The following is a 24,164-nucleotide window of genomic DNA, read 5'->3' as shown; positions in this document are numbered from 1 at the left end:
AACCGACCATACGGTCAAGAGTGTTGATTTGTTGTTCAGAGCGAGGCATGGTGCCCCAGATCCGAGGGAGGAACCGACATGCTGAGACCAGCCAGTTACGCAATGGCCAAATGGGTGGAACCGGGGGCGGACGCCCGTGCGGTGATCGGACCTGTCACCGCAAAACAGATCGCGCTTGCAGGCGGGGCAGCACTGGATGTGCTGGGAATGCTGGACTGGGCCCGCTTGGTCGGCGGACCGGCCCTGCGCGCCATGACATTTCATGAGCGCGCCAAGATGATCAAGGCGCTTGCGGTCTATCTGGGTACCCGCAAGGAGGAACTCTATGCGCTCAATCCGCTGACCGGTGCCACGCGGCGCGATGGCGCGGTCGATATAGAGGGCGGCATCGGCACCATGATGGTCATTGCCTCCAAGGGGCGGCGCGAGATGCCCGATGGCCATATCTATGTCGATGGCGACCTTGAGGGTCTGTCGCGGTCAGGCGGTTTCGTGGGTCAGCACATCGCCGTGCCTTTGCAGGGCGTTGCAATTCATATCAACGCGTTCAACTTCCCGGTCTGGGGGATGCTGGAAAAGCTGGCACCGACTCTGCTTGCAGGCATGCCCGCCATTGTGAAACCGGCCACGCAGACATCCTACCTGACCGAAGCCTGTTTCCGCATGATCATCGAAAGCGGGATTCTGCCCGAGGGCGCGGTTCAACTGGTCGTTGGTGGGGTGGGCGACATGCTGGATCGCCTTGGCGCACAGGATGCGGTGGCGTTCACAGGCTCTGCTGACACGGCATTGATGTTGCGCCGCAACCCGCATCTGATGCGTCATTCCGTGCGGTTTCATTCCGAGCAGGACAGCCTGAACGCCACCATTCTGGGGCCGGATGTACAGCCAGGAACGGCGGCATTTGATCACTTCATCAAGGAAGTCGGACAGGAAATCACTGTAAAGGCAGGTCAGAAATGCACCGCGATCCGCCGGATCATCGTGCCGAACGCCGCAATGGCGGATGTCACCGAAGCGCTGATCGCGCGGCTTTCGGCTGTGTCGATCGGCGATCCCGCGCAGGACGGTGTGAGGATGGGAGCCCTCGCCTCGCTTGATCAAAAGGCGGATGTTCTGGCCAAGATACAGGCACTTGCCAACGAGACCGTGACATTGACCGGAAACCCGGAACCAGACGCGCTTGTCGGCGCAAGCGCCGAGGGGGCCTTTCTCAAGCCGATGCTCCTGCGTTGTGATGACCCGGATGGGGCAACCTCTGTGCATGAACTCGAGGCTTTCGGACCGGTCTCGACCCTCATGTCCTACCGCGATCTTGATCACGCCAGTGCGCTTGCCAATCGTGGTGGCGGCTCGCTCGTGGCCTCGCTGGTGACGGATGATCCGGCCGTGGCGCGCAGCGTGGCGCTGGGATCAGCGGCCTGGCACGGGCGGCTCTACATCACCGGGGCAAGCAACGCCAAAGAGGCAACCGGCCATGGTGCCCCTCTGCCGCATATGGTGCATGGCGGGCCGGGACGCGCAGGCGGAGGCGAAGAACTGGGCGGTGTGCGCGGCGTGCTGCATTACATGCAGCGTACCGCCATTCAGGGCAGCCCCGATGTGATCACCGCGATCACTGGACAATGGGTGCCGGGGGCCAGGGAAACCACAGGTCCCGATCATCCGTTCCAGCGCACCTTTGGTGAGATCGCGATTGGCGAGACGCTGCATACGGCACCCCGCGTCGTTACGCTGGAAGATATCGAACATTTTGCGCATTTCACGGGCGATACATTTTATGCCCACATGGACGAGGAAGCGGCAAAAGCGAACCCGTTCTTCCCGGGCCGCGTGGCGCATGGATATCTTCTGCTCAGCTTCGCCGCAGGTCTGTTTGTGCAACCCGATCCCGGACCTGTTCTGGCAAACACCGGTCTGAACGGTCTGAGCTTTCAGAAACCCGTCAGCCCCGGTGACAGCATCGCCGTGCGCCTGACCTGCAAACGCAAGACGCAGCGCACCGAAGCCTATGGCGAAGTTGCATGGAACGTCACGCTGACCAATCAGAACGGTGAGCAGGTTGCCCAGTATGAGCTGCTGACGATGGTCAGCTATGACCGGCCTGCCTAGAGGCCTGCGGCAGGTTTTGGCTCGAGGAATTGGTCTGCTGGTGTGAGGGGCTGGCCCGCCACGCCCGCCTGGATCACAAGCACCGTCTTTCCAAGCCCGGGCGCAGCCGGTAAACCCGACGGATGGACCCGCTCAGACCCCTTATCGATGCGCTGCACAGCGAAGGCCGCCTGCGGGTGTGGTCGCTGGTGATCACCGTTTTCGGCGATCTGGTGCAACACCGGGGGGGTGTGATTTCGACAGCCCGGCTGGGAGCCGTGATGTCGCGCATCGGCGTCGAGAAAGGTGCGTTGCGCACCGCCCTCTCTCGGCTGGGCCGGGATGGCTGGGTCGAGAGTGAACGCGTGGGGCGCACCAGTCTTTACAGGCTCAGCCCGCAAGGTCTGGAGCGGTTTGCACCGGCGACCAGCCTGATCTACGCGCCGCCACAAACGGGCGATGTCGAACATTGGTCGCTTTATGTGTATCTCAATGGCTCTTTGCCGTCGGTTGGTCTTGTGCCCGAAGGGCGCGCGCCGTTGGATGCGGATTGCGTGGTCACGGGGCGGCTTGCGGAGATGTCGCCAGCCTATCGCGCGCGTATTCTGGACGATGAGATGCGCGCCGCGCTTACGGCGCTGGCCGCAGATATCGCGGTGCTGGAACAGGCAGAACTGAGCGAACCGTTGGATGGGGCCGCCGCGCGGGTCATGCTGGTGCATCGCTGGCGCCGGCTGGTTCTGCGACATCCCGAACCGGTGCGCGAATTGATGCCCCAGGATGCCGCCCTGAGTGATCCGCGTGCCGCGACGGCAAGTGTATACGCCCGTGTTTCTCCCCTGGCTGAAGCCTGGCTGGATCAGGCGGAGGGCGGCCTGGCTGCAATGCCGGCACCAGATGCTGGGTTGAGTCAACGATTTGGTCTGTCAGAGGGCTCTTGATTTCGCCGCCGTTCGCGGCAAGGCTGGTCTTATGACATTTCAAAACCCAACGGGTGTCGCCCCCCCTCAGGTGGCGTTTGACCGACGCGAGCTTTCGGTTATCCTGGGGCTTTATGGCCGCATGGTCGCTGCAGGGGAATGGCGCGACTATGGGATTTCCAGCTTGCGCGAGTATGCCGTGTTTTCGGTTTTCAGGCGCACGGCGGAAAATCCGCTGTATCGGATCGAAAAACATCCCAAGATGCGTAACCGGCAGGGCATGTATTCTGTCGTGGGGATGGACGGTCGTATTCTGAAGCGCGGTGCAGATCTGAAATCTGTGTTGAGGGTTCTGGAACTCAAGCTCATCCGCGCGGTCGAGTAGTCTTCGGTCCCGCTTTGATCTGCGCTGTCGTCATGAGGGGGCCAGCCCCCTCAAGCTCCCCCGGGGTTTTTTGACCAGAAAGAAGTCTCAGAGTCTTTTGTGACTGGTCACAGGTCCGTCTCCGGCGGCCTTGATCCGTGCAATTGCTGTCTGCAGATCCTCGGTGGTCGTTGCCATGGCATGGGCATTGGCGTGAAGCAGCCGGGTTGGGGAGATCACCCAGGCGACATGGCCTTTCCAGAAGAGCAGGTCGCCGCGTTGGGGGGGCGTGTCTTTGGGCAGGCTGTGGCCAAGGTCGGCTTCCTGCGGGCCGCTGTCTGCGGGGCAGGGGATATCGCAGGCCAGGCAGGCGGCTTGCACGAGGCCCGAACAGTCAATACCCGAGCGGCTGTTTCCGCCCCACAGATAGGGCGTGCCCAGAAAGAGTTCCGCGACCTCTATCGGGTCAGCGCATGGGGTTTCGCGGGGTCGGAGGTGGATTGCGGGCACATATCCGCGATTGGTCCGCGCAAAGCCGTTTTGCTTGCCCGAGACCGTGAGGCCTGCGCCAAAGCTCAGCAGTTCGAGATCCGGGCTTTTGAGATCCGGTTCGTGATAAGCGTGGGTGGCGGCTGCGCACACAAAATGGGTCGGAGGGCTGCGTGGTGCCAGAACGCGGGCGGGCAGGTAACCGGTGTAGCCGTCCTTCAGCGCCTTGACGCGGACGGATTCGCTTTGTGTCTCGAGGACATCCACCGCATCACCCAGCAGCAGTTGCCGATCCCTTGGGCCCTGCGCCGTGCGACGCAGATCGACCAAAGGGACACCGATTTGCATGGGCGTGCTCACAGGTCGAGAAGCTGCGGCAGTGCGGCCAGGATGGCTCGTGCGCCCATGCCGACACCGCCTTTGGGCCGCGCGGGCGCGGGAGTGGGTTGCCAGCCGTAGATATCGAAATGCACATAGCGGGGTGTATCGGTCACAAAGCGGCGCAGAAACAGCGCGGCGGTGATGCATCCGGCGAATCCGCCACTGGGTGCATTGTCCAGATCGGCGATGCCCGGTTCGATCATCGTTTCATAAGGCTCGTGGAAGGGCAGGCGCCAGAGAGGATCAGCCATCTGCGCACCCGCGCTTGACAGATCTGTCGCATCCTTGTCGCTATCCGAGAAGAAGGGCGCGAGATCCGGGCCTACGGCTACGCGTGCGGCCCCTGTGAGGGTCGCCATCGACACAATCAGGTCAGGCGTGCTTTCATCTGCCAGCGCCAGTGCATCGGCCAGTATAAGCCGGCCCTCTGCGTCGGTGTTGTTGATCTCAACCGTCAGCCCCTTGCGTGAGGTGAGGATATCCTGCGGGCGGAAGGCGTTACCCGACACCGAGTTTTCCACCGCCGGGATCAGAACGCGCAGGCGTATCGGCAGATTGAGCGCCATGATCATATGTGCCAGACCAAGCACGGTCGCCGCGCCACCCATATCCTTCTTCATCAGACCCATCGAGGTACCGGGCTTGAGATTGAGTCCGCCGGTGTCAAAGCACACGCCTTTGCCCACAAGAACCAGTTGCGGACCGCTGTAACCCCAGCGCATGTCGATCAGCCGTGGTGCCGTGCAGGAGGCCCGCCCGACCGCATGAATCATCGGGAAATTGGCATCGAGCAATGCGTCGCCGGTTGTGACGTCGATCTGCGCCTTGAACTGATCGGCCAGGGCACGCGCTGCCCCTTCCAGCGCATCAGGGCCCATGTCGGAAGTTGGGGTGTTGATGAGGTCACGGGTGAGGGCTTCGCCAGCGGCCATGGCTTCGATACGGGTGGCATCAACGCCATCAGGGGCGACAAGGTCCGGGAATGTGTTGGGCGCTGCGTGATATCGCTGAAAGCTGTATCTTGCCAGAAGCCACCCGAGGCACTCGGTTTCGGCCGAATCCGTGGGCAGGCCCGAGGCAATGCGGTAGATACCTTTGGGCAGTTTGACGGCAGAGGCGGCCAGGGCGAAGCGACCGCGTCTGCGGGTCTTGGCTGTGCCGATTCCGGCAAGGGCCATCGCGATCTTTCCGTCTGCATCCGGCAGGGTCAGTGCGCTGCCAATGGCGGCGGTAAAGCCCTGAGCGGTGATCCAGGTGCGCGTGGCCTCCGGCTGCTCATCCAGCCAGTTCGGGAAGCTGTCCGCCTCCAGGATGACCAGAGGGACTGCGGTGCTGTCAGCGGGGGCGAAGGTCAAGCTCATTCAGGACAGGCCTTTTGTGTCAGAGTGATCTGACTGCAGCCTAACCGGACTGTGCCGGGCCGCAAGCGCTCAGATGGAGAGATCCTGCAAATCCCAGACAGCGGTAAGAGACCTTTCGCCCACGCGCAGCAACCGCGTCAGCGTGGCGGCGGCGGCAACGGCGTCATTGTTATCCAGTGCCGTGATGACATCACCTGCCACCCGCGACAGCTTGGACATGCCGACCTGCTTGGAGATTGCCACCAGAGAGCGCACGCTTTTGCGCAATGCGGCCCAGTCACCTTCGCGCCAGAGCCTTTCGCTTTGCGTCAGGCGCACGGCCAGTTCTTCAACCGCGCGGCAAATGACTTCGTCCGCGTTGGCCTCGCCCAACTGTCTGTAGAGCGCACCCAGACTGTCTGAATCCAGACGAACCTGTTCCGCCTGGACAAGTGTTGTTATGTCCGCCACGTTTACTCACCCTTATTTGTGCCCCCACGGCAAGGCCCACTATCGCGGGCGGTGGTTTGCAAAAGGTTGAGCCTGCGCTGTCTTATCGCTCGAATTTGGTGACAAATGCAGGTATCGCCGGGAAAACGGTTCGGTGAGCCGCGCAAACACTAAACAAAGAAATCGGATCCGGGACATGCAATTTGCCAAGCCGTTGCCGACCTACCTTTTGCAGCGCTATCAGGGTTGGAAGGCGACATCCTATTCAGAAAACAGTGCCTGGTACCGCCGATTGGCCAGCGAAGGTCAGCGACCGCGCGCCATGGTGATTTCCTGTTGTGACAGCCGGGTGCATGTGACGTCGATTTTCGGCGCGGATCAGGGTGAGTTCTTTATCCATCGCAATATCGCCAATCTTGTGCCTCCCTATGAGCCGGATGGCGATCACCATGGCACCAGTGCGGCTGTGGAATATGCGGTGCAGCACCTCAAGGTGGCGCATCTGATCGTGCTGGGGCATTCCAGCTGCGGCGGAGTTCAGAGCTGTATCGAGATGTGCGAGGGTCGGGCACCCGAGTTGGAGGAAAAGGCCAGCTTCATTGGTCGCTGGATGGATATCCTCAAACCTCGCTATGACGAGGTCGCCGATGTTGGCGACAAACAGGCCCAGCTGCGCGAGCTTGAGCATCTTGCGGTGCTTACCTCGCTCGACAACCTGATGACGTTCCCCTTCGTGGCCGAGGCTGTCGCGTCAGGGGCGCTTACACTGCACGGTTTGTGGACCGATATCGGTGAAGGCGGGCTGGATTGCTTTGATCCCGCGTCAGGCAAGTTCATCCCGGTCTGAGGCGTTCAGACCATCAGTGATCCGGTGTGGCCGTCAGAATGTGCGCGGACACAGGGGCGGCCCAGTTTCTTGACCAGATCGCGAAGCGGTGTGCCCAGTACACGCCCGGTGCAGACTTCCTGCCCGTCTTCGAGTCGCTTGAAGATCAGCCGACCGTCGCGAAAGCCGACGGCAAAGCCCTTGCGCTCAAGCGCGCTGTTGAGATCGCTCCAGTTCAGCGCTGCATCAATCGCAGGAACCATGAAACTGCGCAGCAAACACGCGGTTTCGCTGTCGATTGCATCGCGCGGATCTGTGCTATCCGTGGGAAAGTGTGAACGGTGTTCGTCCAGCATGTGGGTCTCCTGTCCGGTATGAAAGACTGCCTCGGGTTTTTGTTATTCGAAAAGTAAGACAGGAGATTGTGTCTGAAATCAGGACAGTAACTTCAGCATGCAAAAAATTGTTGCAAGAAAACCGCTGTTAGCGCCTGACCTGAGCAGGTGTTGGTGCACGCAGGCTGAAAACAGGGTTTGCTTGAGCCAGCCCTGCCTGAAAAAAGGGCACCACCGGGGTGCCCTTTGTGCGAGGATTTTTGAGATCAGCCCTTCTTGAGGACTTCACGGCCCAAAAGTTCGGCGATCTGCACAGCGTTGAGGGCCGCGCCCTTGCGCAGGTTGTCGCTGACGCACCACAGATTCAAACCGTTGTCGATCGTGCTGTCCTGACGGATGCGGCTGATGAAGGTGGCGTAATCGCCCGCACATTCCACCGGCGTGACGTAGCCTCCGTCTTCTCGCTTGTCGATCACCATGATGCCCGGAGCTTCGCGCAGAATATCGCGGGCTTCGTGTTCATCCAGAAAGTCTTCGGTTTCGATGTTGATCGCTTCGGAATGACCGACAAAGACCGGCACACGCACGCAGGTGGCCGTGACCTTGATCTTCTTGTCCAGGATCTTTTTCGTCTCGGCGACCATCTTCCATTCTTCCTTGGTGGAACCATCATCAAGAAAGACGTCGATATGAGGAATCACGTTGAACGCGATTTGCTTGGTGAACTTGCTGGGAGGCACTTCGGAGGTCGGATTGTAGATCGCTTTGGTCTGGTCCCAAAGCTCATCCATGCCTTCCTTGCCCGCACCCGAGACGGATTGATAGGTCGAGACCACCACCCGTTTGATCGTCGCGCGGTCATGCAGCGGTTTCAGGGCTACGACCATCTGTGCGGTTGAACAGTTGGGGTTGGCGATGATGTTTTTCTTGGAATAGTCGTGGATCGCCTCAGGGTTCACTTCGGGAACGATCAGCGGCACATCCGCGTCATAGCGATAGAGCGACGAGTTATCGATCACCACGCAGCCCGCTTTGGCGGCTTTGGGCGCGTGGATCTTTGTTGCGTCCGAGCCAATGGCGAACAGAGCCATGTCCCAGCCTGCCCAGTCGAATTGCTCGATATCCTGTGTATTGAGGGTCTTGTCGCCAAACGAAACTTCGGTGCCCAGCGAACGGCGCGAAGCCAGCGCGGCAAGCTCATCCACAGGGAACTGGCGCTCGGCCAGGATGTTCAGCATTTCGCGGCCCACATTCCCAGTGGCACCCACGACGACGACTTTGTAACCCATTTTGTTTTCTCCAATGTGGCGGAGGTGATCCACCGGTCAGCGCGGGCCTGATATACCCTGTATGCGGATTGCGAAAGGGGCTTGTCAGTCAACAGAGTCGCGCGAAAACGCGTAAATCAGAACACCCAGCAAAAGACTGATGCCAAAGAACGCAAAGATCACCTGATAGGGCAAAGCCGCGCTCTCGCCTGAATAGGCACCATGCAGGCGTCCTGAAAGGAATTGCATGATGCCGATGCCTCCCATCCCGAAAAGGTTCATCAGCGTCACACCACGACCCGTCAGATGCGCGGGGAAAAACGCGCGGGCATGGGCGATAATCACCGGATATGTCGCTCCGGTAAAACCAGCCAGAGCCATCAGGGCCGCGACGGCCAGAACGCTAGCCTCAACATACAAGGCAAGGATCAGCACCGTCAGCGCGCAGGCCAGGTTGCCAGCCAGTACCACCCATTTGCGGCTTCCGAATATGCGATCCAGAGGCCCGAATGCCAATGTGCCAAGGATCATCGCAACACCCATGGCAAGTGTGGCCTGCCCGATCTGCGTGGGGCTCAGACCATAGACATCGCTGAGATAAGGGCCGATCCACAGCCCTCGAATCGCACCTGACGGGGCATAGTTCACAAGCATCAGGGCCAAAATCGGCCAGACAACCGGGAGCTTCAGAATATCCAGAACCGAACCTTTGTGGTCTGAAACCAATTGTTCAGGGTCTCGGACTTTCAGGAAAATACCAGCCGCGACAGCAAAGCCCATCAGCGAGAGTGCTCCGAGAGTGGCGCGCCAACCAATGACTTCGCTTGCCCAGGCTGTGGGATATGACGCCACCAGGTTGCCCAGCGAGCCGACCCCCAGCATGAGGGCGGCCAGTGTGGCGAATTTCGCCGGCGGATACTCCCGCGCAAAGATGAAATACGACGCCATCAGTGCAGGCGAGCAGCCAAGCCCGATCAGCCCCATCGCCACGCTGATCTGCCAGGGCGCGGTTGCCATTGCAAACAGCGCGGCACCACCCCCGGCCCCGACTGCCATCAAACTGGCAGCGGTGCGACGCGGGCCGATGGTGTCCAGTGCCCAGCCGACGGGCAATTGCATGGTGGCAAACACCAGGAACCAGAGGCCGGACGCAAAGGCGAGGTCTTCTGCACTGGCTCCGATATCGGTTTCCAGCACCGTTGCCAGAACCGCCAGGAAGGCGCGAAAGAACTGGCTCAGCACATAGGCCAGACATAGAACGATCAAACCAGCCTGCATGCGCATTGGCCTCCCTCTTCAGATCTGCGTGACACGAGGGGATGGCGCTGGCAAGACCTGTGGCGGGACCTGCGATTTCGACGTATGCTGGGCCATGTTTCAGAGCGCTGCGTTTTACGATGACCTGACCGCTTGTACGCGGTTCGACGAGATGGCTGATCCAGCGCGTTTTGTCGATGTGCCGAAAGGCTGGCTGATCGGCGTGTCCGATATCGTCGATTCCACCGGTCTGGTTGCGGCCGGACGATACAAGACGGTGAACATGGTCGGGGCGGCCGTGATCTCGGCGGTGATGAACGCGCTGAAGGGGCTCGCCTTTCCTTTCATCTTTGGCGGAGACGGCGCCGCGTTTGCAATCTGGCCCGAAACCCGCGCCGTCGTAGAAGAGGCGCTTGCGGCTACGCAAACCTGGGCCATGGCCGAATTCGGAATCACCCTGCGTGCGGCACTGGTGCCTGCAGCCGATTGTGCCAAAGCGGGCCACACGGTGCGCGTCGCCAAGTTCGAGGCCGCGCCCGAGGCACATTATGCGATGTTTACCGGAGGAGGCCTGTCTTGGGCCGAACAGCAGATGAAAAGCGGTGTCTATAGCCTGCCGCCGTCCGCAGAGGGCGCTGTGCCTGATCTGACAGGCCTGTCCTGCCGGTGGTCTCACATGAAGGCGCGTCATGGATTGATCCTGTCTCTGGTTATCATGCCGACCCAGGATCCTGCCCGCTTTTCCAAGGTGGCCGCCGAGGTGATCGCCATCGCCCGCCCACTGGAACGGCAAGGACATCCCGCACCTGCGCAGGGTCCGGGTTCGGACTGGCCGCCGGCAGGGGCCACTCTGGAAGCGCATTCCCAGCGTGGATCGCAAAGCCTGGCCAAAGCACGGCGCAAGGTCTGGTTTGAAAGCTTTGTGGCCTGGTTCCTGATCCGAACAGGAATCAAACTGGGTGGCTTTGATGCCCGCCGCTATGCCCGGGTTGTGGGCGAGAATGCCGATTTCCGCAAATTCGAGGATGGCTTGAAGATGACGCTTGATTGCGATCCGGCCACCCGCGATGCGCTGTTGGCGACGCTGGAGCGCGCGCAGGCAGAGGGGTCCGTGCGTTTTGGGATGTCAGAACAGGACGAGGCGATGATGACCTGCATCGTTCCGTCTTTCATGCGCGATGATCACGTGCATTTCATCGACGGGGCGGCGGGTGGCTACACGCTTGCCGCATCGCGGATGAAAGCGCACCTGTGAGCGATGTGAATTCCCTCACAGGATTGGGGGCTTGCACGCAAATGGGGCCTTGAGGGCGTCAGGCTTTCCATTTCGCGGCTGCCGCTCGGGCCGTCTGCGCCAACATCAGAACGTCGATACCCACCGCCAGGAACTGTGCTCCGGCATCGCGGTAGATTTCCGTTACCGTGTCATTCGTCGACAGAATGCCCGGTGCCTTGCCCCCGTCTGCAATGCGCTGCAGCGCGCCAAGGATAACCTCCTGAACCTGCGGAGCACCCGGGTTTCCACCATATCCCATGTCTGCCGACAGATCAGCGGGCCCGATAAAGACGCCATCGACCCCGTCAACGGTCAGGATCTCATCCAGCGCGGCGATGCCTGCGCGGGTTTCGACCTGAACCAGAAGGCAGATCTGGTCATTTGCCGTGGTGACATAGTCGGGGATTGCAGAAAATCGCGAGGCGCGCGCCAGGGCAGCCCCGACACCGCGCACACCGTCGGGAGGATACCGGCAGGCGCGTACCAGCTCTTCGGCCTGTTCCCTGCTTTCCACGATGGGCACCAGGATCGTCTGTGCTCCGATATCCAGCACCTGCTTGATCATCCAGGTTTCGCCAATCGGCACGCGCACCACCGGATGGCTGTCCGAGGTTTCCAACGCGATCAGCTGGTCGCGCATCGAGCGGATGTCGTTGGGCGCGTGCTCTCCATCCAGCACGATCCAGTCAAATCCGGCCGTTCCAAGGATTTCGGCGGCGTTGATATCGGCCAGGCCCATCCAGCAACCGATGAGACGCTTGCCTGCCTTGAGGCGGGCCTTGAACGTGTTGACAGGTACAGGCATCAGCGGGGTTCCTTTATTCAAAAGATATGGTGACATGGCCAAAGGGGCCAAAATCCGCCTTGATATCGGAGCTGGGTGGGCACTCAACAGGGCGGATGAACGAGCCGGAGAGAACGATATCCCCGGCTTCGATCTGCGCGCCATATTGTGCCATCCTCTGGGCAAGCCAAAGCACTGACGTGACAGGGTCGTTCAGCACGCCCGCACCCAGTCCGGTTTCCTCGACCGTGCCATTGCGGCTGACGATCGCACCGACCCAGCGCAGGTCAGTATCCGGCGCATGGCGCTGGGTGCCCAGCACCACGCCGGCATTTGCCGCGTTGTCGGAAATCGTATCGACGATGGTGCGCGTTTGACCCGTTTCGGGGTCCGCGCGAAGGATCCGTGTGTCAAGGATTTCCAGGCTCGGGCACACATAATCGGTCGCAGCGATGATATCCTCGCGGCTTGCGGCATCCGACAAGGGGGCTTTCATGACAAAGGCAATCTCGGCCTCGATCCGGGGTTGGATGAACCGGCCTTGCGGAACGACAGAACCGGTCGCAAAGGCCATGTCATCCAGCAGCACGCCGCTGTCGGGCGTGTCGATCTTGAGCGCATCCTGCATGGCCCGGCTGGTCAGGCCGATTTTCCATCCGATCTTGCGTCGCCCTGCCGCCTTTTTGCGCGCGATCAGCGCGGATTGCACGGCATAGGCATCGTCCATGGTCATCTCGGGATGACGGCGCGACAGCAACTCCATTTGTTGACCCAGATGATCGGCGGCGAACAGATCCTCGGCGGCGCGGGTGATGTCGTCCGGTGTCATGTTTCGTCCCGAACCGTGTTGCGTAGAATGCCGATGCCTTCCGCTTCTACCTCGACCACGTCACCGGGTTTCAGGAACCGCGGCGGGTCAAACCGTGCGCCCGCTCCGGTAGGGGTGCCTGTGATGATGATATCGCCCGGAACAAGCGTGGTGAAGGTCGAGATATAGGCAATCTGCTGGCGGATCGAAAAGATCATCCGCGCGGTGCGATCCTCCTGCCGCAGTTCGCCGTTCACCCTTGTGGTGAGGCGGATATCATCCAGTTGCGCCGCAGCGGTGAACGGCACCAGCCATGGTCCGATGGCACCGGACTGGTCCCAGTTCTTGCCTTGCGTGACGTTGAACTTTGCGTGGCGTACCCAGTCGCGCAATGTGCCTTCGTTGCTCAGGGAAATGGCGGCTATGTGATCATAGGCCGTGTCGGCCGGGATGCGACGGCCCGCTTTGCCGATGACGATGACGATCTCGCCTTCATAATCCAGTTGCGGTGTCTCTGGTGGGCGGATCAAGGGCTGGTCATGGCCGGTGAAACTGCGCGGAAATCGGATGAAGAGCGACGGGTTCGGCGGTGCCTCGACCCCGTCCTTGTACTCAGCATTGCGGTCCGGAAAGTTCACGCCAACGCAGATGATCTTTTCTGGGTTGGGCACCGGGATCTGATAGGTGAAACTCTCGGTTGAATGGGTCACGGGATGCGCGTTTGCGGCCTGTGCCAGAATGTGAAGGCCATCGGCGGCAATCACATCGCGCAGGGTACTCCACTGCGGGAAATGAGGTGAGAGCGCGGTGAAGCCTTCCTCGGTGACGATGCCGTAAAGTGTCTCATCCCCGGCCTGGACGGTGGCGAATTTCATGGGCGTCTCGCAATTTCGGTGATGGTGTCAAAGGCAGTGTGGAAATCATCTTCGGTGCAGTCGAATTGACCGGCCTGAAAGCGAATAACCTTGTTCCCGTCCACCAGCGTCTGCGTAATGTAGATGCGCCCATCGTCATTGATTGCATCAACCAGAGCCTGGGTGGCATCGTGATCCGCGCCCTTCACCCGGAACGTCCAGAGCGACAGGATCGGATCGGTGACAATCTCGAAATCCGGTTCGGCGCGCAGGCGCTCGCACAGGTTCTGGCTCCAGGCGACATGGTTGCGGATGCGCCCGCGCAGACCGTCCAGACCATAGGTGCGGATCAGGAACCAGAGTTTCAATGCGCGAAAGCGGCGCCCCAGCGGAATGGACCATTCCGAGTAATCCGTCACTTCGACCTCGCCATGGGTCTTGAGATACTCAGGGCGGATCGCAAGGGTTTGGCGCAACAGGTCAGGATCGCGCAGGAAATGAGCCGCGCAGTCGAATTGCGCGCCGAGCCATTTATGTGGGTTGAACACGATGCTGTCGAACCGCTCGGCCCCCGCCCAGAGATGACGGAACTCGGGGCAGATCATCGCGGTGCCGGCCCATGCTGCATCCAGATGGGTATAGAGGTCTTCACGCTTTGCCACATCGGCGACGGCGTTCATGTCATCGCAGGCCCCCATGCCCGTGGCCCCGGTGGCAGCGATAATGCCTGCAGGCAGATAACCTGCGGCCCGGTCCGCGGTGATGGCGGCCTGGAGCGCGGCTGTGTCCATCGCGCGCATCGCGCCTTTGGTGGGGATCTTGACCAGGTTATCCTGTCCGATGCCCGCGACCCAGATGGCGCGGTCGATCGAGGAATGCACCTGATCCGAACAATAGATCCGCAGCGTCTTTTGCCCGGGCAGGCCCTCTTTGTTTCCTGCCCAGTTCAGCGCCCATTCCCGCATGGTCAAAACCGCGGCAAGCGTGGCGGATGACGCACTGTCCTGAATGACGCCCTTATACTGATCCGGCAGACCAATTGCCTGGATCAGCCAATCCATCATTCGGGTTTCCATCTCTGTGGCAGAGGGCGAGGTCTGCCAGAGCATGCACTGTGGTGCCACGATCGAAGTCAGGAACTCGGCCAGAACACTTGCCGGTGCCGCGTTGGAGTTGAAATAGGCAAAGAAACGCGGGTGCTGCCAGTGGGTGATCCCGGGCATGACAATGGACTGGAAGTCGTCCCAGGTGTTCTCAAGCGGTTGCCCGGCTTCCGGTGGTGACGCGGGCAGTTGAGCCAGGGTGTCGCCGGGTGCGACCTGCGCGCGAACCGGGCGGTCGCGCAATGTCTTGTGATAGGTGGCACCCCACGATGCGGCCTTGTGGCTCCAGTCTTCGAAATCATCCCAGTTCATGTCTGTCCTTGCCGTTGCTGTTGCACCCGTTCGGCCCGTCCCGCTCTGCGTCATCGGCAAAGCGGCTGTTGCGGCATATCGGGGTCAGGGGGCGATGATCGGTTGCGCCTTGAGCGCACTTTCCTTCGGTTCGACCCCTGTGAAAACCGATCCTTCCTCGAACCAGCTGCGTGGTGCCGGCGCGCCCCAGAGTGTCTGGCGTTGCGGGTCTGTCAGGCTCCAGCGGATGGGTTCAAGTTCAGGATCACAGGTCTGGTAATCCGAGCAGTAGATCTCGATCCGGTGACCATCGGGGTCGCGCACATAAAGGAAGAATGCGTTCGAGATCCCGTGCCGTCCCGGACCACGTTCGATATTGGCGACATAGCCCGTGGTCGACATCAGATCGAGAAGATCGATGATGTTCAGCGGCGTGGGAACCCAGAAGGCCGTGTGGTGCAGGCGTGGGCCCAGCCCGTTGGTGAAGGCGACGTCATGTACACCGCCCTTGCGGTGCATCCACGCAGCCCAGACTTTGCTGCTTTCGTCATCTTCGGTGTATTCGGTGACGCGAAAGCCGATGTCGTTATAGAAGGCCACCGAGGCATCCACATCTGCGCTGAACATGTTGAAATGATCAATGCGCAGCGGTTTGACGCCTTTGTAGAGCTTGTATTGCTGATGAATTGTCGGGAGGCGGTCCATCCTGACATAGAACTCCAGCGGAATACCCCATGGATCCTGCGTGCGCAGGACGCGGTCCATATAGGGGCGCACGACCCATTCGGTGGGCAAGCCGCGGGATTTGAAGAAGGCTTCGGCCTTGTCGAGATCAGGCTCATCAAAGAGCTTGAACGCCAGAGCGCGCACGTCCGCAGTGTCGGATTTCACGATGTTGATGCAGTGATGCCCACGTTCTTCCATGGCGCGGAAGGTTACGCGGGTGTCATCTTCATGGGTGACCTGAAGGCCGAGAACATCAGCGTAGAAGACCTTTGATGCGTCCAGATCGGTGACCCCGTACTCGACATGGGAGAGGCGCAGGATATTGAAGGGCGGATAAAGGTTGGCAGCGGGGACGGGCATGAGCGGTGCTCCTGTCAGTTAGAGTTTGAATGCGAGGGGCCAGCCCCTCGCGCTCCCCGGGATATTTCGGGCAAGATGAAGATCAGGCTCCAAGTCGGGGGATCTTGTGGTGTCCTGTTGCGAAGCCAATGTGTTTTTGTTCCATGTAGAATTCGAAAGACCAGTCACCGCCGTCGCGCCCGATACCCGAGGCTTTGACGCCGCCAAAGGGTGTCGGCAGGTGGCGCACATTCTCCGAGTTTACCCAGATCATGCCGGCTTCGATACTGTTGGTGACGCGCATGGCGCGGGTGATGTCATTGGTCCAGACATAGGCGGTCAGCCCATAGGGGGTGTCATTGGCGATGTCGATTGCGTCTTGTTCGGTCTCAAATTCGATGGCCGTGAGAACGGGGCCGAAGATTTCCTCCTGCGCGATGCGCATGGTGTTGGTCGCCCCTTCAAACAGCGTAGGTTTCACATAGTAACCGGGCTGGTTGAGCGCGTCACCGCCAGCGGTGATGCTGGCCCCGTCCTGTCGGGCAATATCGAAATATGAGGTCACCTTGTCGAAATGCACCTTGTGGATCAGCGGGCCCACTTCGGTTTTTGGATCCAGCGGATGTCCGAGGCGGATGTTGCTGACCCGGTCGCGCAGCCTGGCGAGGAACGCATCTGCGACGCGCGATTGCACCAGCAGGCGCGAAGATGAGGTGCAGCGCTCGCCATTGAGCGAATAGATCATGAAGATCGCCGCATCCAGCGCCCGGTCCAGATCGGCGTCTTCAAAAACGATCACCGGATTCTTGCCGCCGAGTTCAAAGTGGACGCGTTTGAGGGTCGGTGCGGCCTGGGCCATGATCATCGAGCCTGTGCCGGATTCACCCACGAAGGCGACCGCCTTGATATCTGGATGTTCGGTGAGCGCCTTGCCGGCCTCTTCGCCCAGACCGTTGACCAGGTTCCATACACCGGGGGGCAGTCCGGCGTCTTCGGCGATCTCTTGCAACAGGCTGGCGGTCAGGGGCGAGAATTCAGCCGGTTTGTGCACCACGGTGCAGCCCGCCGCCAGCGCCGGGGCGATCTTCCAGGTGGACAGCATGAAGGGTGTATTCCAGGGCGTGATCACGCCAACCGGTCCGATGGGCACGCGCGTCGTGACGTTCATCAGCGTGTCCGAGGGCAGCATCTGCCCATCGCGGGCCGAGGACGCGCGGTCGGCGAAAAAGCGAAAGTTCTCTGCACCGCGCAGCGCGGCCTTGGACATGAAGCGGATGGCCTGCCCGGTATCCCAGCATTCGCAAAGCGCGATGTCATCCGCGCGTTCGACAATGGCATCCGCAATGCGGTGGAGGATCTTCTTGCGCTCGGTTCCGGGCATGTCGCGCCAGGCTGGAAAGGCCGCAGCCGCGGCGCGGGCGGCCGCGTCGATGTCTGAGGCGTCGCTGCGCGCGACTTCGCAGATATGGCTTTCGTCAATTGGTGAGCTGTTGGCAAAAGTCTGGCCCGAAGCCGCAGGCTGTGTCTGTCCATTGATCCGGTTCATGACACCGGTTTTTGCAAAGCGCTCTAGATGGGGGCGCAATCTGTCCAGATTGGCGTTCAGATCAGACATCTTGGCCCTCCGTCTTGGTGTATTGGCGAATTGTGCCTGCCTTGGGGGACAGTTCCGCATCTATGTTGCGCATTTCAAGGGACAGCGCGATGGAGTGCTGCGCCATCACCGGTGCCAGAAAGCTTTGGGCGCTGTCGAAGATGGCCTGGGCGGCCGCTTTGCGGGTATCGATGTCGCGACCTTCGCGCAGACGTACCGAGATATCGACATAGCCGTGCTGGTCATCCCCATCCGCGATCGAGACATGGTCGGCACAAAAGGCCCGCACCCGGATACCCGGCATTGGAAACACGCCAGTGGCAATGGCGGCCTGGCGCAGATGATCGCAAAGCTTTGCGATATCCGTGCGCGTTTCCATGTTTGCTGAGTAGTCCACCGCGATATGTGGCACGATACGCCTCCCTTAATATTTAACATGTGTAGTAAAATTGACAGATTCGGTCAAGCGTCATTCCGCCATTGCTTAACATCGATAAGCACGGCAACATCGTGCCTATGTCGAAACCGCCTTTCATGCCTACAACCGCCCGCTCATTGCCGATTGCTTTGTTGCGCGCGCGGGAAAGGGTGATGGGGCCGTTCCGGGCTATGCTTGCGGATGTGGACATCACCGAGCAGCAATGGCGCGTGTTGCGGGTTCTGCATGAGGAAGATTCACTGGATCCGACGCGCATTGCCGATCGCGCCTGCCTGCTGCTGCCCAGCCTGACGCGGATTCTTCAGAAACTGACCGAGAAGGGTTTGATCACCCGCGCGCCGGATCGTGTAGACCGACGCAAGCAGGTCATTGCGATTACCGAGGCAGGCGTGACGCTGATCGAGGAAAATCTGGCCACCAGTGTCGAGATCATGGAACGGATCAAATCCGAAATGGGGCATGATCGATATGAGGCATTGCTGGACCTTTTGAACGAATTGGACGCGGCGGATGTGCGCTCCGGAGAGGCTGATGCCTAATTTTTGGGCGCCTGCGTTGCGCTGCTGCCCATCTCGGAGCTTTGGGGCGCAGACTTGCGGGCGTTCCGTTTGAACATTTGAATGCGACAGCGCAGGCTACACGTCGCCAAGAGAGTAGGACCGGGACCCGTTATGGCGGATGCGCCAAAGTTTTTTGATGAGATGTATGGGCGCAGTGAGACACCGCGACCACCATATCAAAAGTATGCCGAATGGTTTTCAGGCGAAGACGTGAACAATCTGCGCCGCAAATCGGCGCAGGCCGAGGCGCTGTTTCGTCTGACTGGTATCACCTTCAACGTTTATGGCATGGACGAGGAAGACGAGCGCCTGATCCCCTTTGACATTGTGCCGCGCATCATCACCGCCAAGGAATGGGCGACGCTTGAGCGGGGGATTGATCAGCGCGTGCGGGCGATAAACTCGTTCTTGCATGACATCTATCATCGTCAGGAGATCATTCGCGCCGGGCGCATCCCGGCCGAAATGATTGCCAAGAATGATGCGTTCCTGCCCCAGATGATCGGCGTGGCCCCGCCCGGCAACATCTATACACATATTGTGGGCACTGATCTGGTGCGTACGGGGGAAAACGAATTCTACGTGCTTGAGGACAACGCGCGCACGCCATCTGGCGTCTCCTATATGCTGGAGAACCGCGAGACGATGCTGCACATGTTCCCCGAACTGTTCACCAAGACCAAAGTGCGCGGGGTCAGTCATTATCCCCGATCCCTGCGTCGCTCGCTTTCGGCATGTTGCCCGCCGTGCTGTACGCAGAACCCGACGGTGGCTGTTCTGACGCCGGGTATCCACAATTCAGCCTATTTCGAACATGCGTTTCTGGCTGATCAGATGGGCGTTGAACTGGTCGAGGGGCAGGACCTGCGGGTCATCGAGGGGCGCGTCGCGATGCGCACGACCAAGGGCTATGAGCCGATCGATGTGCTCTATCGCCGTGTGGATGACGACTACCTTGATCCGATGAACTTCAACCCCGAGTCAGCTCTGGGTGTTCCCGGGATCATGGATGTCTACCGCGCCGGGGGGATCACGATCGCCAATGCGCCGGGGACCGGCATTGCCGATGACAAGGCGATTTACTCCTACATGCCCGAGATCGTCGAATTCTATACCGGCGAAAAGGCCATCCTCAAGAATGTGCCGACCTATCGCTGCTCCGAAGCCGACTCCCTGCAATATGTTCTGGATAACCTTGCCGAGCTGGTGGTGAAGGAAGTGCATGGTTCGGGCGGATATGGCATGCTTGTGGGCCCGGCCGCCAGCAAGAAGGAACTGTCTGACTTCCGCTCCAAGCTCGAGCAAAATCCAACGAGCTATATCGCACAGCCCACGCTCAGCCTGTCCACGGTTCCAATTCTTGCAAAATCCGGTCTGGCCCCGCGCCATGTCGATCTGCGCCCGTTTGCGCTGGCCTCTCCGAAAGGGATCGAGATCATTCCCGGCGGGCTGACACGCGTGGCTTTGAAGAAGGGCTCTCTGGTGGTCAATTCCAGCCAGGGCGGCGGGACCAAAGACACCTGGGTCTTGGAGGACTGACGCGATGCTTGGCAAAACAGCAGGCGGCGTTTTCTGGATGCTGCGATACATGGAGCGTACCGAAAACACGGCACGCATGATTGATGCGGGTTTACGGATTTCGCTGACCCGCTCCAGCGCCGCGGAAAGCGAATGGACCTCGATCCTGACGGCCCTTGGGCTGCTGAACGCCTATCTGCAAAAGCACGAAGCGGTCGAGGGCAACAAGGTCATCAACTATCTGCTGCGTGACAAATCCAATCCCTCCAGCGTGATGTCGGCTGTCGAAGCCGCGCGCACGAATGCACGGCTGGTGCGCACCGCACTGACCCGCGAAGTCTGGGAAGCGGTCAATGAATGCTGGATGGAATTGTGCACGCTTCTGGTGCGTCCGGTGCGCGAACAGACCCTGCCTGAAATCCTGCAGATCATCCGCCAGCGCAGCGCCTATGTGCGAGGCTCACTGGCGGGCACGATGGTGCGCAATGATGTCTATGATTTCGCGCGTATCGGTACCTTTTTCGAACGTGCCGATAATGCGGCGCGGGTGCTGGATGTGAAATACTATATCCTTCTGCCTTCGATCATGCATGTGGGCACCGCCACCGACAATGTCCAATGGGAGACGATCCTGCGCGCAACCTCGGCCTCGCGGGCCTATCAGACGTTGCATGAAGGTGAATACGATCCTCGCATGATCGCTCAGTTCCTGATACTGGATAAACGTCTGCCCCGGTCTCTGGCTTTTTGTTACCGCAAGATCTCGGACAATCTGGAATACATCGCCAAGGACTATGGCGACAGGATGCCCTGTCATGGTCTGGTCGAACAGATCTGTCACAGGTTCGAAACCATGACGATTGACAAGATTTTCGAGTACGGTCTGCACCAGTTCGTGACCGAGTTCCTGGCGGACAGTCAGGCGCTTGGTCGCCAAATCGAGCTTGATTACAGGTTCTATGAATAGCGCAATGAAACTCAAGATTTCTCATACCACGTCATATCACTATGACGCACCAGTCCCCTATGCGCTGCAACAATTGCGGCTGCGCCCGAAATCTCGCCCTGACCAGATGGTGCTGGCGTGGGATGTAACGGTTGTGGGTGGCCAGCGGCAGGTCTCGTTCGAGGATGAACATGCCAATACCGTCGATCTGATCAGCTTTGATCCCGGCGTGAAAGAGATAACAATCGAGTGCAAGGGCGAGGTGGATGTGACCGATACCGCTGGCATCATCGGCAAGCATACCGGGTTTGTGCCGCTCTGGCTGTTTGAGCGCTCGACGCCGCTCACGGCAATTGGGCCGCATGTGCGCGCGCTGATATCCGGATTTGACAAACCAGATGACGCTCTTGACCGGCTGCATGCGCTTTCGGCGCATGTTCTGGAAAATGTGCCGTATTCGACGGATCAGACCAGTTCTGAACTTACCGCGGAACAGGTGTTGAGTGCGGGGCACGGGGTTTGTCAGGACCATGCCCATGTCTTTATTGCGGCCGCGCGCGGGTTGGGTTTTCCCGCACGCTATGTCAGCGGCTATCTGATGATGAATGACCGGGTCAATCAGGATGCCAGCCACGCCTGGGCCGAAGCCTATGTCGAAGGGTTGGGTTGGGTCGGATTTGATGTCTCCAACGCGATTTCACCGGACGCGCGATATGTGCGGGTGGCGACCGGTCTCGATTACCTTGGTGCAGCACCGATTTCTGGTATGAGATATGGCCATGGCACTGAAAACATGCTGGTAAAGTTGCAGGTTGAGCAGCAATAATGCGGCGGGGTTAACCCGGCCGACATCATATCATGATCTAAACGGCTTTTGCGGGCAAACAGGCGAGAATCAAGATGACCTATTGCGTGGGGATGCGTCTCAATCGGGGGCTGGTTTTCATGTCCGATACCCGCACGAATGCGGGCCTGGACAACATTGCCACCGCCAAGAAAATGCACACCTGGGAAGTTCCGGGTGAGCGGATCATCACCCTGATGACCGCGGGCAACCTCGCCACGACGCAAGCTGTCGTCGGGTTGATCGACGAACGCCTCAAGGCTCCGGCGGATCGTGCGCCTTCGATCCTGGATGCGCCGTCCATGTTCCAGATTGCCCGCGAAGTGGGCCGCACCCTCAAAGAAGTGATCGCGGACAACAAGTCCGGACAACAGCAGTCTTCCAACACTGCTTTTGGGGCCACGATGATTGTCGGCGGACAGATCAAGGGCAGCCCACCGCGTCTTTTCCTGATCTATCCCGAGGGGAACTTCATCGAAGCCTCCGATGATAATCCGTTTTTTCAGATCGGTGAGACGAAATACGGCAAGCCCATTCTGGTGCGCGCCTACGACCCTGACATGACGTTTGAGAAGGCGATCAAGCTGCTGATGGTCAGCTTTGACAGTACCATCAAGTCCAACCTCTCGGTGGGTCTACCGCTTGATTATGTGATCTGCCTGACCGATGAGATGAAGATCGGCTATCAGGCGCGCATAGAAGAGGACGATCCTTACTTCACCACCGTGTCCAATGGCTGGGGCGAAGCGTTGAAAAACGCATTTGGTCAACTTCCGGAATATCGTTTCGACTGACTTGCGCGATGTGCGGCTTTTGCCCATAACCCGGTGCCGAAGGGCAAGGGGACAGCCATGACCAATCCGCTTTATGACACGTTGTTCGGACGCCATGCGGGCAATGAGGCGGTGTTTCTTTTCCTGCCGGATGGCACCACGATCAGCTATGCAACCTTTGTGGAGCAGGCCGGGCGTTTGGCCAACGCGCTGGCTGGTGCTGGACTGGTCCCGGGCGATCGCGTTGCGGTGCAGATCGCCAAATCCCATCATGCGCTGGCGCTTTATGCGGCATGTGTACAGGCCGGCCTCGTCTTCTTGCCGTTGAACACGGCCTATACAGCCGATGAAGTGTCCTACTTTGTCTCCAACAGTGGCGCGGCGCTGTTCGTCTGCGATGGCGGGACGCGGGCCAACCTGGCCTCGGTTGCCGAAGACGCGGGCGCGCGACTTGAGGTTCTGAACGCCGATGGTTCCGGTTCGCTGGGCGATCTGGCCGCCGCTCAATCCTCGGAGTTCCTGACTGCGGCACGCAGCGACAGCGATCTTGCCGCGATGCTTTACACTTCTGGTACGACGGGGCGGTCCAAGGGCGCGATGCTGAGCCAGATGAACCTTTTGTCCAACGCGCAGGTGCTTGCCGATTACTGGCACTTTACCGACGAGGATGTCCTGTTGCATGCCTTGCCGATCTTTCACACCCATGGCCTGTTCGTGGCGACGAACATCGCGCTGCTGACCGGCGGCGCGATGATCCTGCTGCCCAAACTCGACACGGACCAGTTGATCGAGTGGTTGCCGAAATCCACCGCGATGATGGGTGTTCCGACTTTCTACACCCGTTTGCTGGGGGGTGATCGCTTTACCGGCGATCTGGTTCGTCACATGCGCCTGTTCATCTCGGGCAGCGCGCCGCTGCTGGCGGAAACGCACAAGCAATTCGAGGCGCGCACCGGCCACCGCATTCTTGAGCGCTATGGCATGACTGAAACCAACATGAACACCTCCAACCCCTATGACGGCGATCGCCGCGCCGGGACCGTGGGGTTTGCCCTGCCGGGTGTCGAGTTGAAGGTCTGCGATCCCGTCACCGGAGCAACACTGCCCCAGGGCGAGATCGGCGTGATCGAAGTGCGCGGTCCCAACGTCTTTCTGGGCTATTGGCAGATGCCGGACAAGACAGCGGCCGAACTGCGCGAGGATGGGTTCTTCATCACCGGCGATCTGGGGACAATCGATGCGGATGGCTATGTCACCATCGTCGGTCGCAACAAGGATCTGATCATCTCGGGCGGGTACAACATCTACCCCAAGGAGATCGAGCTTCTGCTTGACGATCAACCGGGTGTTCTGGAAAGCGCTGTGATCGGCGTGCCGCATCCGGATTTCGGAGAGAGCGTGGTGGCGGTGCTGGTGCGCGACGGTGATCTGGACCAAGACCTGCTTGCCGCGACGGTCAAAGAAAGCCTGGCCGCGTTCAAACGACCCAAGGCCTATGTCGTGCTGGACGCGTTGCCGCGCAATACGATGGGCAAGGTGCAGAAAAATGTCCTGCGCGAGACCTATGCAGACATGTTCACCTGACCCC

At 59.9% G+C, this 24,164-nt stretch carries 24 protein-coding genes; 11 read left to right on the top strand and 13 right to left on the bottom strand.

The window, feature by feature from the left end:
- Nucleotides 1–78: 78 nt before the first annotated feature.
- The 3 genes from paaZ (at nucleotide 79) to WAO69_RS16800 (ending at nucleotide 3,396) form a co-directional block, all read left to right on the top strand.
- Nucleotides 79–2,112, top strand: a complete 2,034-nt coding sequence (gene paaZ / locus WAO69_RS16810; protein ID WP_422181253.1) for a phenylacetic acid degradation bifunctional protein PaaZ — start codon at nucleotides 79–81, stop codon at nucleotides 2,110–2,112.
- A gap of 122 nt (nucleotides 2,113–2,234) precedes the next feature.
- The gene (locus WAO69_RS16805; protein WP_422181251.1) at nucleotides 2,235–3,032 is read left to right on the top strand and encodes a PaaX family transcriptional regulator C-terminal domain-containing protein; all 798 of its coding nucleotides are present in this window, start codon (nucleotides 2,235–2,237) and stop codon (nucleotides 3,030–3,032) included.
- A gap of 31 nt (nucleotides 3,033–3,063) precedes the next feature.
- Complete coding sequence (locus tag WAO69_RS16800; RefSeq protein WP_422181249.1) at nucleotides 3,064–3,396, top strand: DUF2794 domain-containing protein; 333 nt, start codon at nucleotides 3,064–3,066, stop codon at nucleotides 3,394–3,396.
- A gap of 87 nt (nucleotides 3,397–3,483) precedes the next feature.
- Here the strand turns inward: WAO69_RS16800 and WAO69_RS16795 are convergent, their stop codons facing one another.
- From WAO69_RS16795 to WAO69_RS16785, 3 genes are all read right to left on the bottom strand, one after another.
- Complete coding sequence (locus WAO69_RS16795) at nucleotides 3,484–4,212, bottom strand: C40 family peptidase (protein ID WP_422181247.1); 729 nt, start codon at nucleotides 4,210–4,212, stop codon at nucleotides 3,484–3,486.
- Nucleotides 4,213–4,220: 8 nt separating this feature from the next.
- Nucleotides 4,221–5,606, bottom strand: coding sequence for a leucyl aminopeptidase family protein (locus tag WAO69_RS16790; RefSeq protein WP_422181245.1), 1,386 nt, complete (start codon nucleotides 5,604–5,606; stop codon nucleotides 4,221–4,223).
- Nucleotides 5,607–5,675: 69 nt separating this feature from the next.
- The gene (locus tag WAO69_RS16785; RefSeq protein WP_422181243.1) at nucleotides 5,676–6,056 is read right to left on the bottom strand and encodes a hypothetical protein; all 381 of its coding nucleotides are present in this window, start codon (nucleotides 6,054–6,056) and stop codon (nucleotides 5,676–5,678) included.
- Nucleotides 6,057–6,231: 175 nt separating this feature from the next.
- Here WAO69_RS16785 and WAO69_RS16780 point away from each other — a divergent pair, with 175 nt between their 5' ends.
- On the top strand, nucleotides 6,232–6,882 hold the full coding sequence (locus WAO69_RS16780; RefSeq protein ID WP_422181241.1) for a carbonic anhydrase: 651 nt from the start codon (nucleotides 6,232–6,234) through the stop codon (nucleotides 6,880–6,882).
- A 5-nt stretch (nucleotides 6,883–6,887) separates the two neighbouring features.
- Here the strand turns inward: WAO69_RS16780 and WAO69_RS16775 are convergent, their stop codons facing one another.
- The 3 genes from WAO69_RS16775 to WAO69_RS16765 all read right to left on the bottom strand — a co-directional run bounded on the left by WAO69_RS16775 (nucleotide 6,888) and on the right by WAO69_RS16765 (nucleotide 9,742).
- Nucleotides 6,888–7,217: a hypothetical protein gene (locus tag WAO69_RS16775; RefSeq protein ID WP_422181239.1), complete on the bottom strand. Its 330-nt coding sequence runs from the start codon at nucleotides 7,215–7,217 to the stop codon at nucleotides 6,888–6,890.
- A gap of 245 nt (nucleotides 7,218–7,462) precedes the next feature.
- Complete coding sequence (locus tag WAO69_RS16770; RefSeq protein WP_422181237.1) at nucleotides 7,463–8,485, bottom strand: aspartate-semialdehyde dehydrogenase; 1,023 nt, start codon at nucleotides 8,483–8,485, stop codon at nucleotides 7,463–7,465.
- 84 nt (nucleotides 8,486–8,569) lie between these two features.
- Nucleotides 8,570–9,742 carry an MFS transporter gene (locus tag WAO69_RS16765; protein WP_422181235.1) on the bottom strand — a complete coding sequence of 391 codons (1,173 nt, stop codon included), beginning with the start codon at nucleotides 9,740–9,742 and terminating at the stop codon, nucleotides 8,570–8,572.
- A 94-nt stretch (nucleotides 9,743–9,836) separates the two neighbouring features.
- Between WAO69_RS16765 and WAO69_RS16760 the strand changes: the two genes are divergently transcribed.
- On the top strand, nucleotides 9,837–10,976 hold the full coding sequence (locus WAO69_RS16760; RefSeq protein WP_422181233.1) for a DUF3095 domain-containing protein: 1,140 nt from the start codon (nucleotides 9,837–9,839) through the stop codon (nucleotides 10,974–10,976).
- Between the two features lie 58 nt (nucleotides 10,977–11,034).
- Here WAO69_RS16760 and WAO69_RS16755 read toward each other — a convergent pair whose 3' ends face one another.
- The 7 genes from WAO69_RS16755 to WAO69_RS16725 all read right to left on the bottom strand — a co-directional run bounded on the left by WAO69_RS16755 (nucleotide 11,035) and on the right by WAO69_RS16725 (nucleotide 17,908).
- Entirely contained in the window at nucleotides 11,035–11,802 is a 768-nt protein-coding gene (locus WAO69_RS16755) for an aldolase/citrate lyase family protein (protein ID WP_422181231.1), read from the bottom strand.
- Between the two features lie 13 nt (nucleotides 11,803–11,815).
- Nucleotides 11,816–12,610 carry a 2-oxo-hept-4-ene-1,7-dioate hydratase gene (hpaH, locus tag WAO69_RS16750; RefSeq protein ID WP_422181229.1) on the bottom strand — a complete coding sequence of 265 codons (795 nt, stop codon included), beginning with the start codon at nucleotides 12,608–12,610 and terminating at the stop codon, nucleotides 11,816–11,818.
- Nucleotides 12,607–13,464 (bottom strand): fumarylacetoacetate hydrolase family protein, encoded by an 858-nt coding sequence (locus WAO69_RS16745; RefSeq protein WP_422181227.1) that lies wholly within the window; start codon nucleotides 13,462–13,464, stop codon nucleotides 12,607–12,609. The genes hpaH and WAO69_RS16745 overlap by 4 nt, the downstream gene beginning before the upstream one ends.
- Nucleotides 13,461–14,858, bottom strand: coding sequence for a pyridoxal phosphate-dependent decarboxylase family protein (locus WAO69_RS16740; protein ID WP_422181225.1), 1,398 nt, complete (start codon nucleotides 14,856–14,858; stop codon nucleotides 13,461–13,463). Before WAO69_RS16740 ends, WAO69_RS16745 begins: the two co-directional genes overlap by 4 nt.
- Before the next feature lie 84 nt (nucleotides 14,859–14,942).
- Nucleotides 14,943–15,923, bottom strand: coding sequence for a 3,4-dihydroxyphenylacetate 2,3-dioxygenase (gene hpaD, locus WAO69_RS16735; protein WP_422181223.1), 981 nt, complete (start codon nucleotides 15,921–15,923; stop codon nucleotides 14,943–14,945).
- Nucleotides 15,924–16,005: 82 nt separating this feature from the next.
- Nucleotides 16,006–17,517: a 5-carboxymethyl-2-hydroxymuconate semialdehyde dehydrogenase gene (gene hpaE, locus WAO69_RS16730; protein ID WP_422181221.1), complete on the bottom strand. Its 1,512-nt coding sequence runs from the start codon at nucleotides 17,515–17,517 to the stop codon at nucleotides 16,006–16,008.
- Complete coding sequence (locus WAO69_RS16725) at nucleotides 17,510–17,908, bottom strand: 5-carboxymethyl-2-hydroxymuconate isomerase (RefSeq protein ID WP_422181219.1); 399 nt, start codon at nucleotides 17,906–17,908, stop codon at nucleotides 17,510–17,512. Before WAO69_RS16725 ends, hpaE begins: the two co-directional genes overlap by 8 nt.
- Before the next feature lie 104 nt (nucleotides 17,909–18,012).
- On the opposite strand from WAO69_RS16725, the gene hpaR reads away from it, so the two are divergent.
- From hpaR to WAO69_RS16695, 6 genes are all read left to right on the top strand, one after another.
- Nucleotides 18,013–18,474, top strand: coding sequence for a homoprotocatechuate degradation operon regulator HpaR (hpaR, locus tag WAO69_RS16720; RefSeq protein ID WP_422181217.1), 462 nt, complete (start codon nucleotides 18,013–18,015; stop codon nucleotides 18,472–18,474).
- Between the two features lie 132 nt (nucleotides 18,475–18,606).
- Nucleotides 18,607–20,034 (top strand): circularly permuted type 2 ATP-grasp protein, encoded by a 1,428-nt coding sequence (locus tag WAO69_RS16715; protein WP_422181215.1) that lies wholly within the window; start codon nucleotides 18,607–18,609, stop codon nucleotides 20,032–20,034.
- Between the two features lie 4 nt (nucleotides 20,035–20,038).
- Nucleotides 20,039–20,980 (top strand): alpha-E domain-containing protein, encoded by a 942-nt coding sequence (locus WAO69_RS16710; protein WP_422181213.1) that lies wholly within the window; start codon nucleotides 20,039–20,041, stop codon nucleotides 20,978–20,980.
- Between the two features lie 4 nt (nucleotides 20,981–20,984).
- The gene (locus tag WAO69_RS16705; protein ID WP_422181211.1) at nucleotides 20,985–21,785 is read left to right on the top strand and encodes a transglutaminase family protein; all 801 of its coding nucleotides are present in this window, start codon (nucleotides 20,985–20,987) and stop codon (nucleotides 21,783–21,785) included.
- 74 nt (nucleotides 21,786–21,859) lie between these two features.
- Nucleotides 21,860–22,597 carry a peptidase gene (locus WAO69_RS16700; RefSeq protein ID WP_422181209.1) on the top strand — a complete coding sequence of 246 codons (738 nt, stop codon included), beginning with the start codon at nucleotides 21,860–21,862 and terminating at the stop codon, nucleotides 22,595–22,597.
- 57 nt (nucleotides 22,598–22,654) lie between these two features.
- On the top strand, nucleotides 22,655–24,160 hold the full coding sequence (locus WAO69_RS16695; protein WP_422181207.1) for a malonate--CoA ligase: 1,506 nt from the start codon (nucleotides 22,655–22,657) through the stop codon (nucleotides 24,158–24,160).
- The last annotated feature ends 4 nt before the right edge of the window (nucleotides 24,161–24,164 follow it).

The organism is Aestuariivita sp., assembly GCF_049276915.1.
In the GTDB taxonomy this organism is placed as follows: domain Bacteria; phylum Pseudomonadota; class Alphaproteobacteria; order Rhodobacterales; family Rhodobacteraceae; genus Aestuariivita.
This window is presented reverse-complemented; position numbering and strand designations above follow the sequence as displayed.

Bases quoted from the DNA above. Each gene is read 5' to 3' on its own strand.
- WAO69_RS16745 (WP_422181227.1), bottom strand. From the start codon at position 13,464: ATGAAATTCGCCACCGTCCAGGCCGGGGATGAGACACTTTACGGCATC.
- WAO69_RS16760 (WP_422181233.1), top strand. From the start codon at position 9,837: ATGTTTCAGAGCGCTGCGTTTTACGATGACCTGACCGCTTGTACGCGG.
- WAO69_RS16780 (WP_422181241.1), top strand. From the start codon at position 6,232: ATGCAATTTGCCAAGCCGTTGCCGACCTACCTTTTGCAGCGCTATCAG.
- hpaD (WP_422181223.1), bottom strand. From the start codon at position 15,923: ATGCCCGTCCCCGCTGCCAACCTTTATCCGCCCTTCAATATCCTGCGC.
- WAO69_RS16770 (WP_422181237.1), bottom strand. From the start codon at position 8,485: ATGGGTTACAAAGTCGTCGTCGTGGGTGCCACTGGGAATGTGGGCCGC.
- WAO69_RS16700 (WP_422181209.1), top strand. From the start codon at position 21,860: ATGACCTATTGCGTGGGGATGCGTCTCAATCGGGGGCTGGTTTTCATG.
- WAO69_RS16695 (WP_422181207.1), top strand. From the start codon at position 22,655: ATGACCAATCCGCTTTATGACACGTTGTTCGGACGCCATGCGGGCAAT.
- WAO69_RS16765 (WP_422181235.1), bottom strand. From the start codon at position 9,742: ATGCAGGCTGGTTTGATCGTTCTATGTCTGGCCTATGTGCTGAGCCAG.
- WAO69_RS16775 (WP_422181239.1), bottom strand. From the start codon at position 7,217: ATGCTGGACGAACACCGTTCACACTTTCCCACGGATAGCACAGATCCG.
- WAO69_RS16805 (WP_422181251.1), top strand. From the start codon at position 2,235: ATGGACCCGCTCAGACCCCTTATCGATGCGCTGCACAGCGAAGGCCGC.
- paaZ (WP_422181253.1), top strand. From the start codon at position 79: ATGCTGAGACCAGCCAGTTACGCAATGGCCAAATGGGTGGAACCGGGG.
- hpaR (WP_422181217.1), top strand. From the start codon at position 18,013: ATGTCGAAACCGCCTTTCATGCCTACAACCGCCCGCTCATTGCCGATT.
- WAO69_RS16790 (WP_422181245.1), bottom strand. From the start codon at position 5,606: ATGAGCTTGACCTTCGCCCCCGCTGACAGCACCGCAGTCCCTCTGGTC.
- WAO69_RS16740 (WP_422181225.1), bottom strand. From the start codon at position 14,858: ATGAACTGGGATGATTTCGAAGACTGGAGCCACAAGGCCGCATCGTGG.
- WAO69_RS16715 (WP_422181215.1), top strand. From the start codon at position 18,607: ATGGCGGATGCGCCAAAGTTTTTTGATGAGATGTATGGGCGCAGTGAG.
- WAO69_RS16710 (WP_422181213.1), top strand. From the start codon at position 20,039: ATGCTTGGCAAAACAGCAGGCGGCGTTTTCTGGATGCTGCGATACATG.
- hpaE (WP_422181221.1), bottom strand. From the start codon at position 17,517: ATGTCTGATCTGAACGCCAATCTGGACAGATTGCGCCCCCATCTAGAG.
- WAO69_RS16795 (WP_422181247.1), bottom strand. From the start codon at position 4,212: ATGCAAATCGGTGTCCCTTTGGTCGATCTGCGTCGCACGGCGCAGGGC.
- WAO69_RS16800 (WP_422181249.1), top strand. From the start codon at position 3,064: ATGACATTTCAAAACCCAACGGGTGTCGCCCCCCCTCAGGTGGCGTTT.
- WAO69_RS16755 (WP_422181231.1), bottom strand. From the start codon at position 11,802: ATGCCTGTACCTGTCAACACGTTCAAGGCCCGCCTCAAGGCAGGCAAG.
- hpaH (WP_422181229.1), bottom strand. From the start codon at position 12,610: ATGACACCGGACGACATCACCCGCGCCGCCGAGGATCTGTTCGCCGCC.
- WAO69_RS16705 (WP_422181211.1), top strand. From the start codon at position 20,985: ATGAAACTCAAGATTTCTCATACCACGTCATATCACTATGACGCACCA.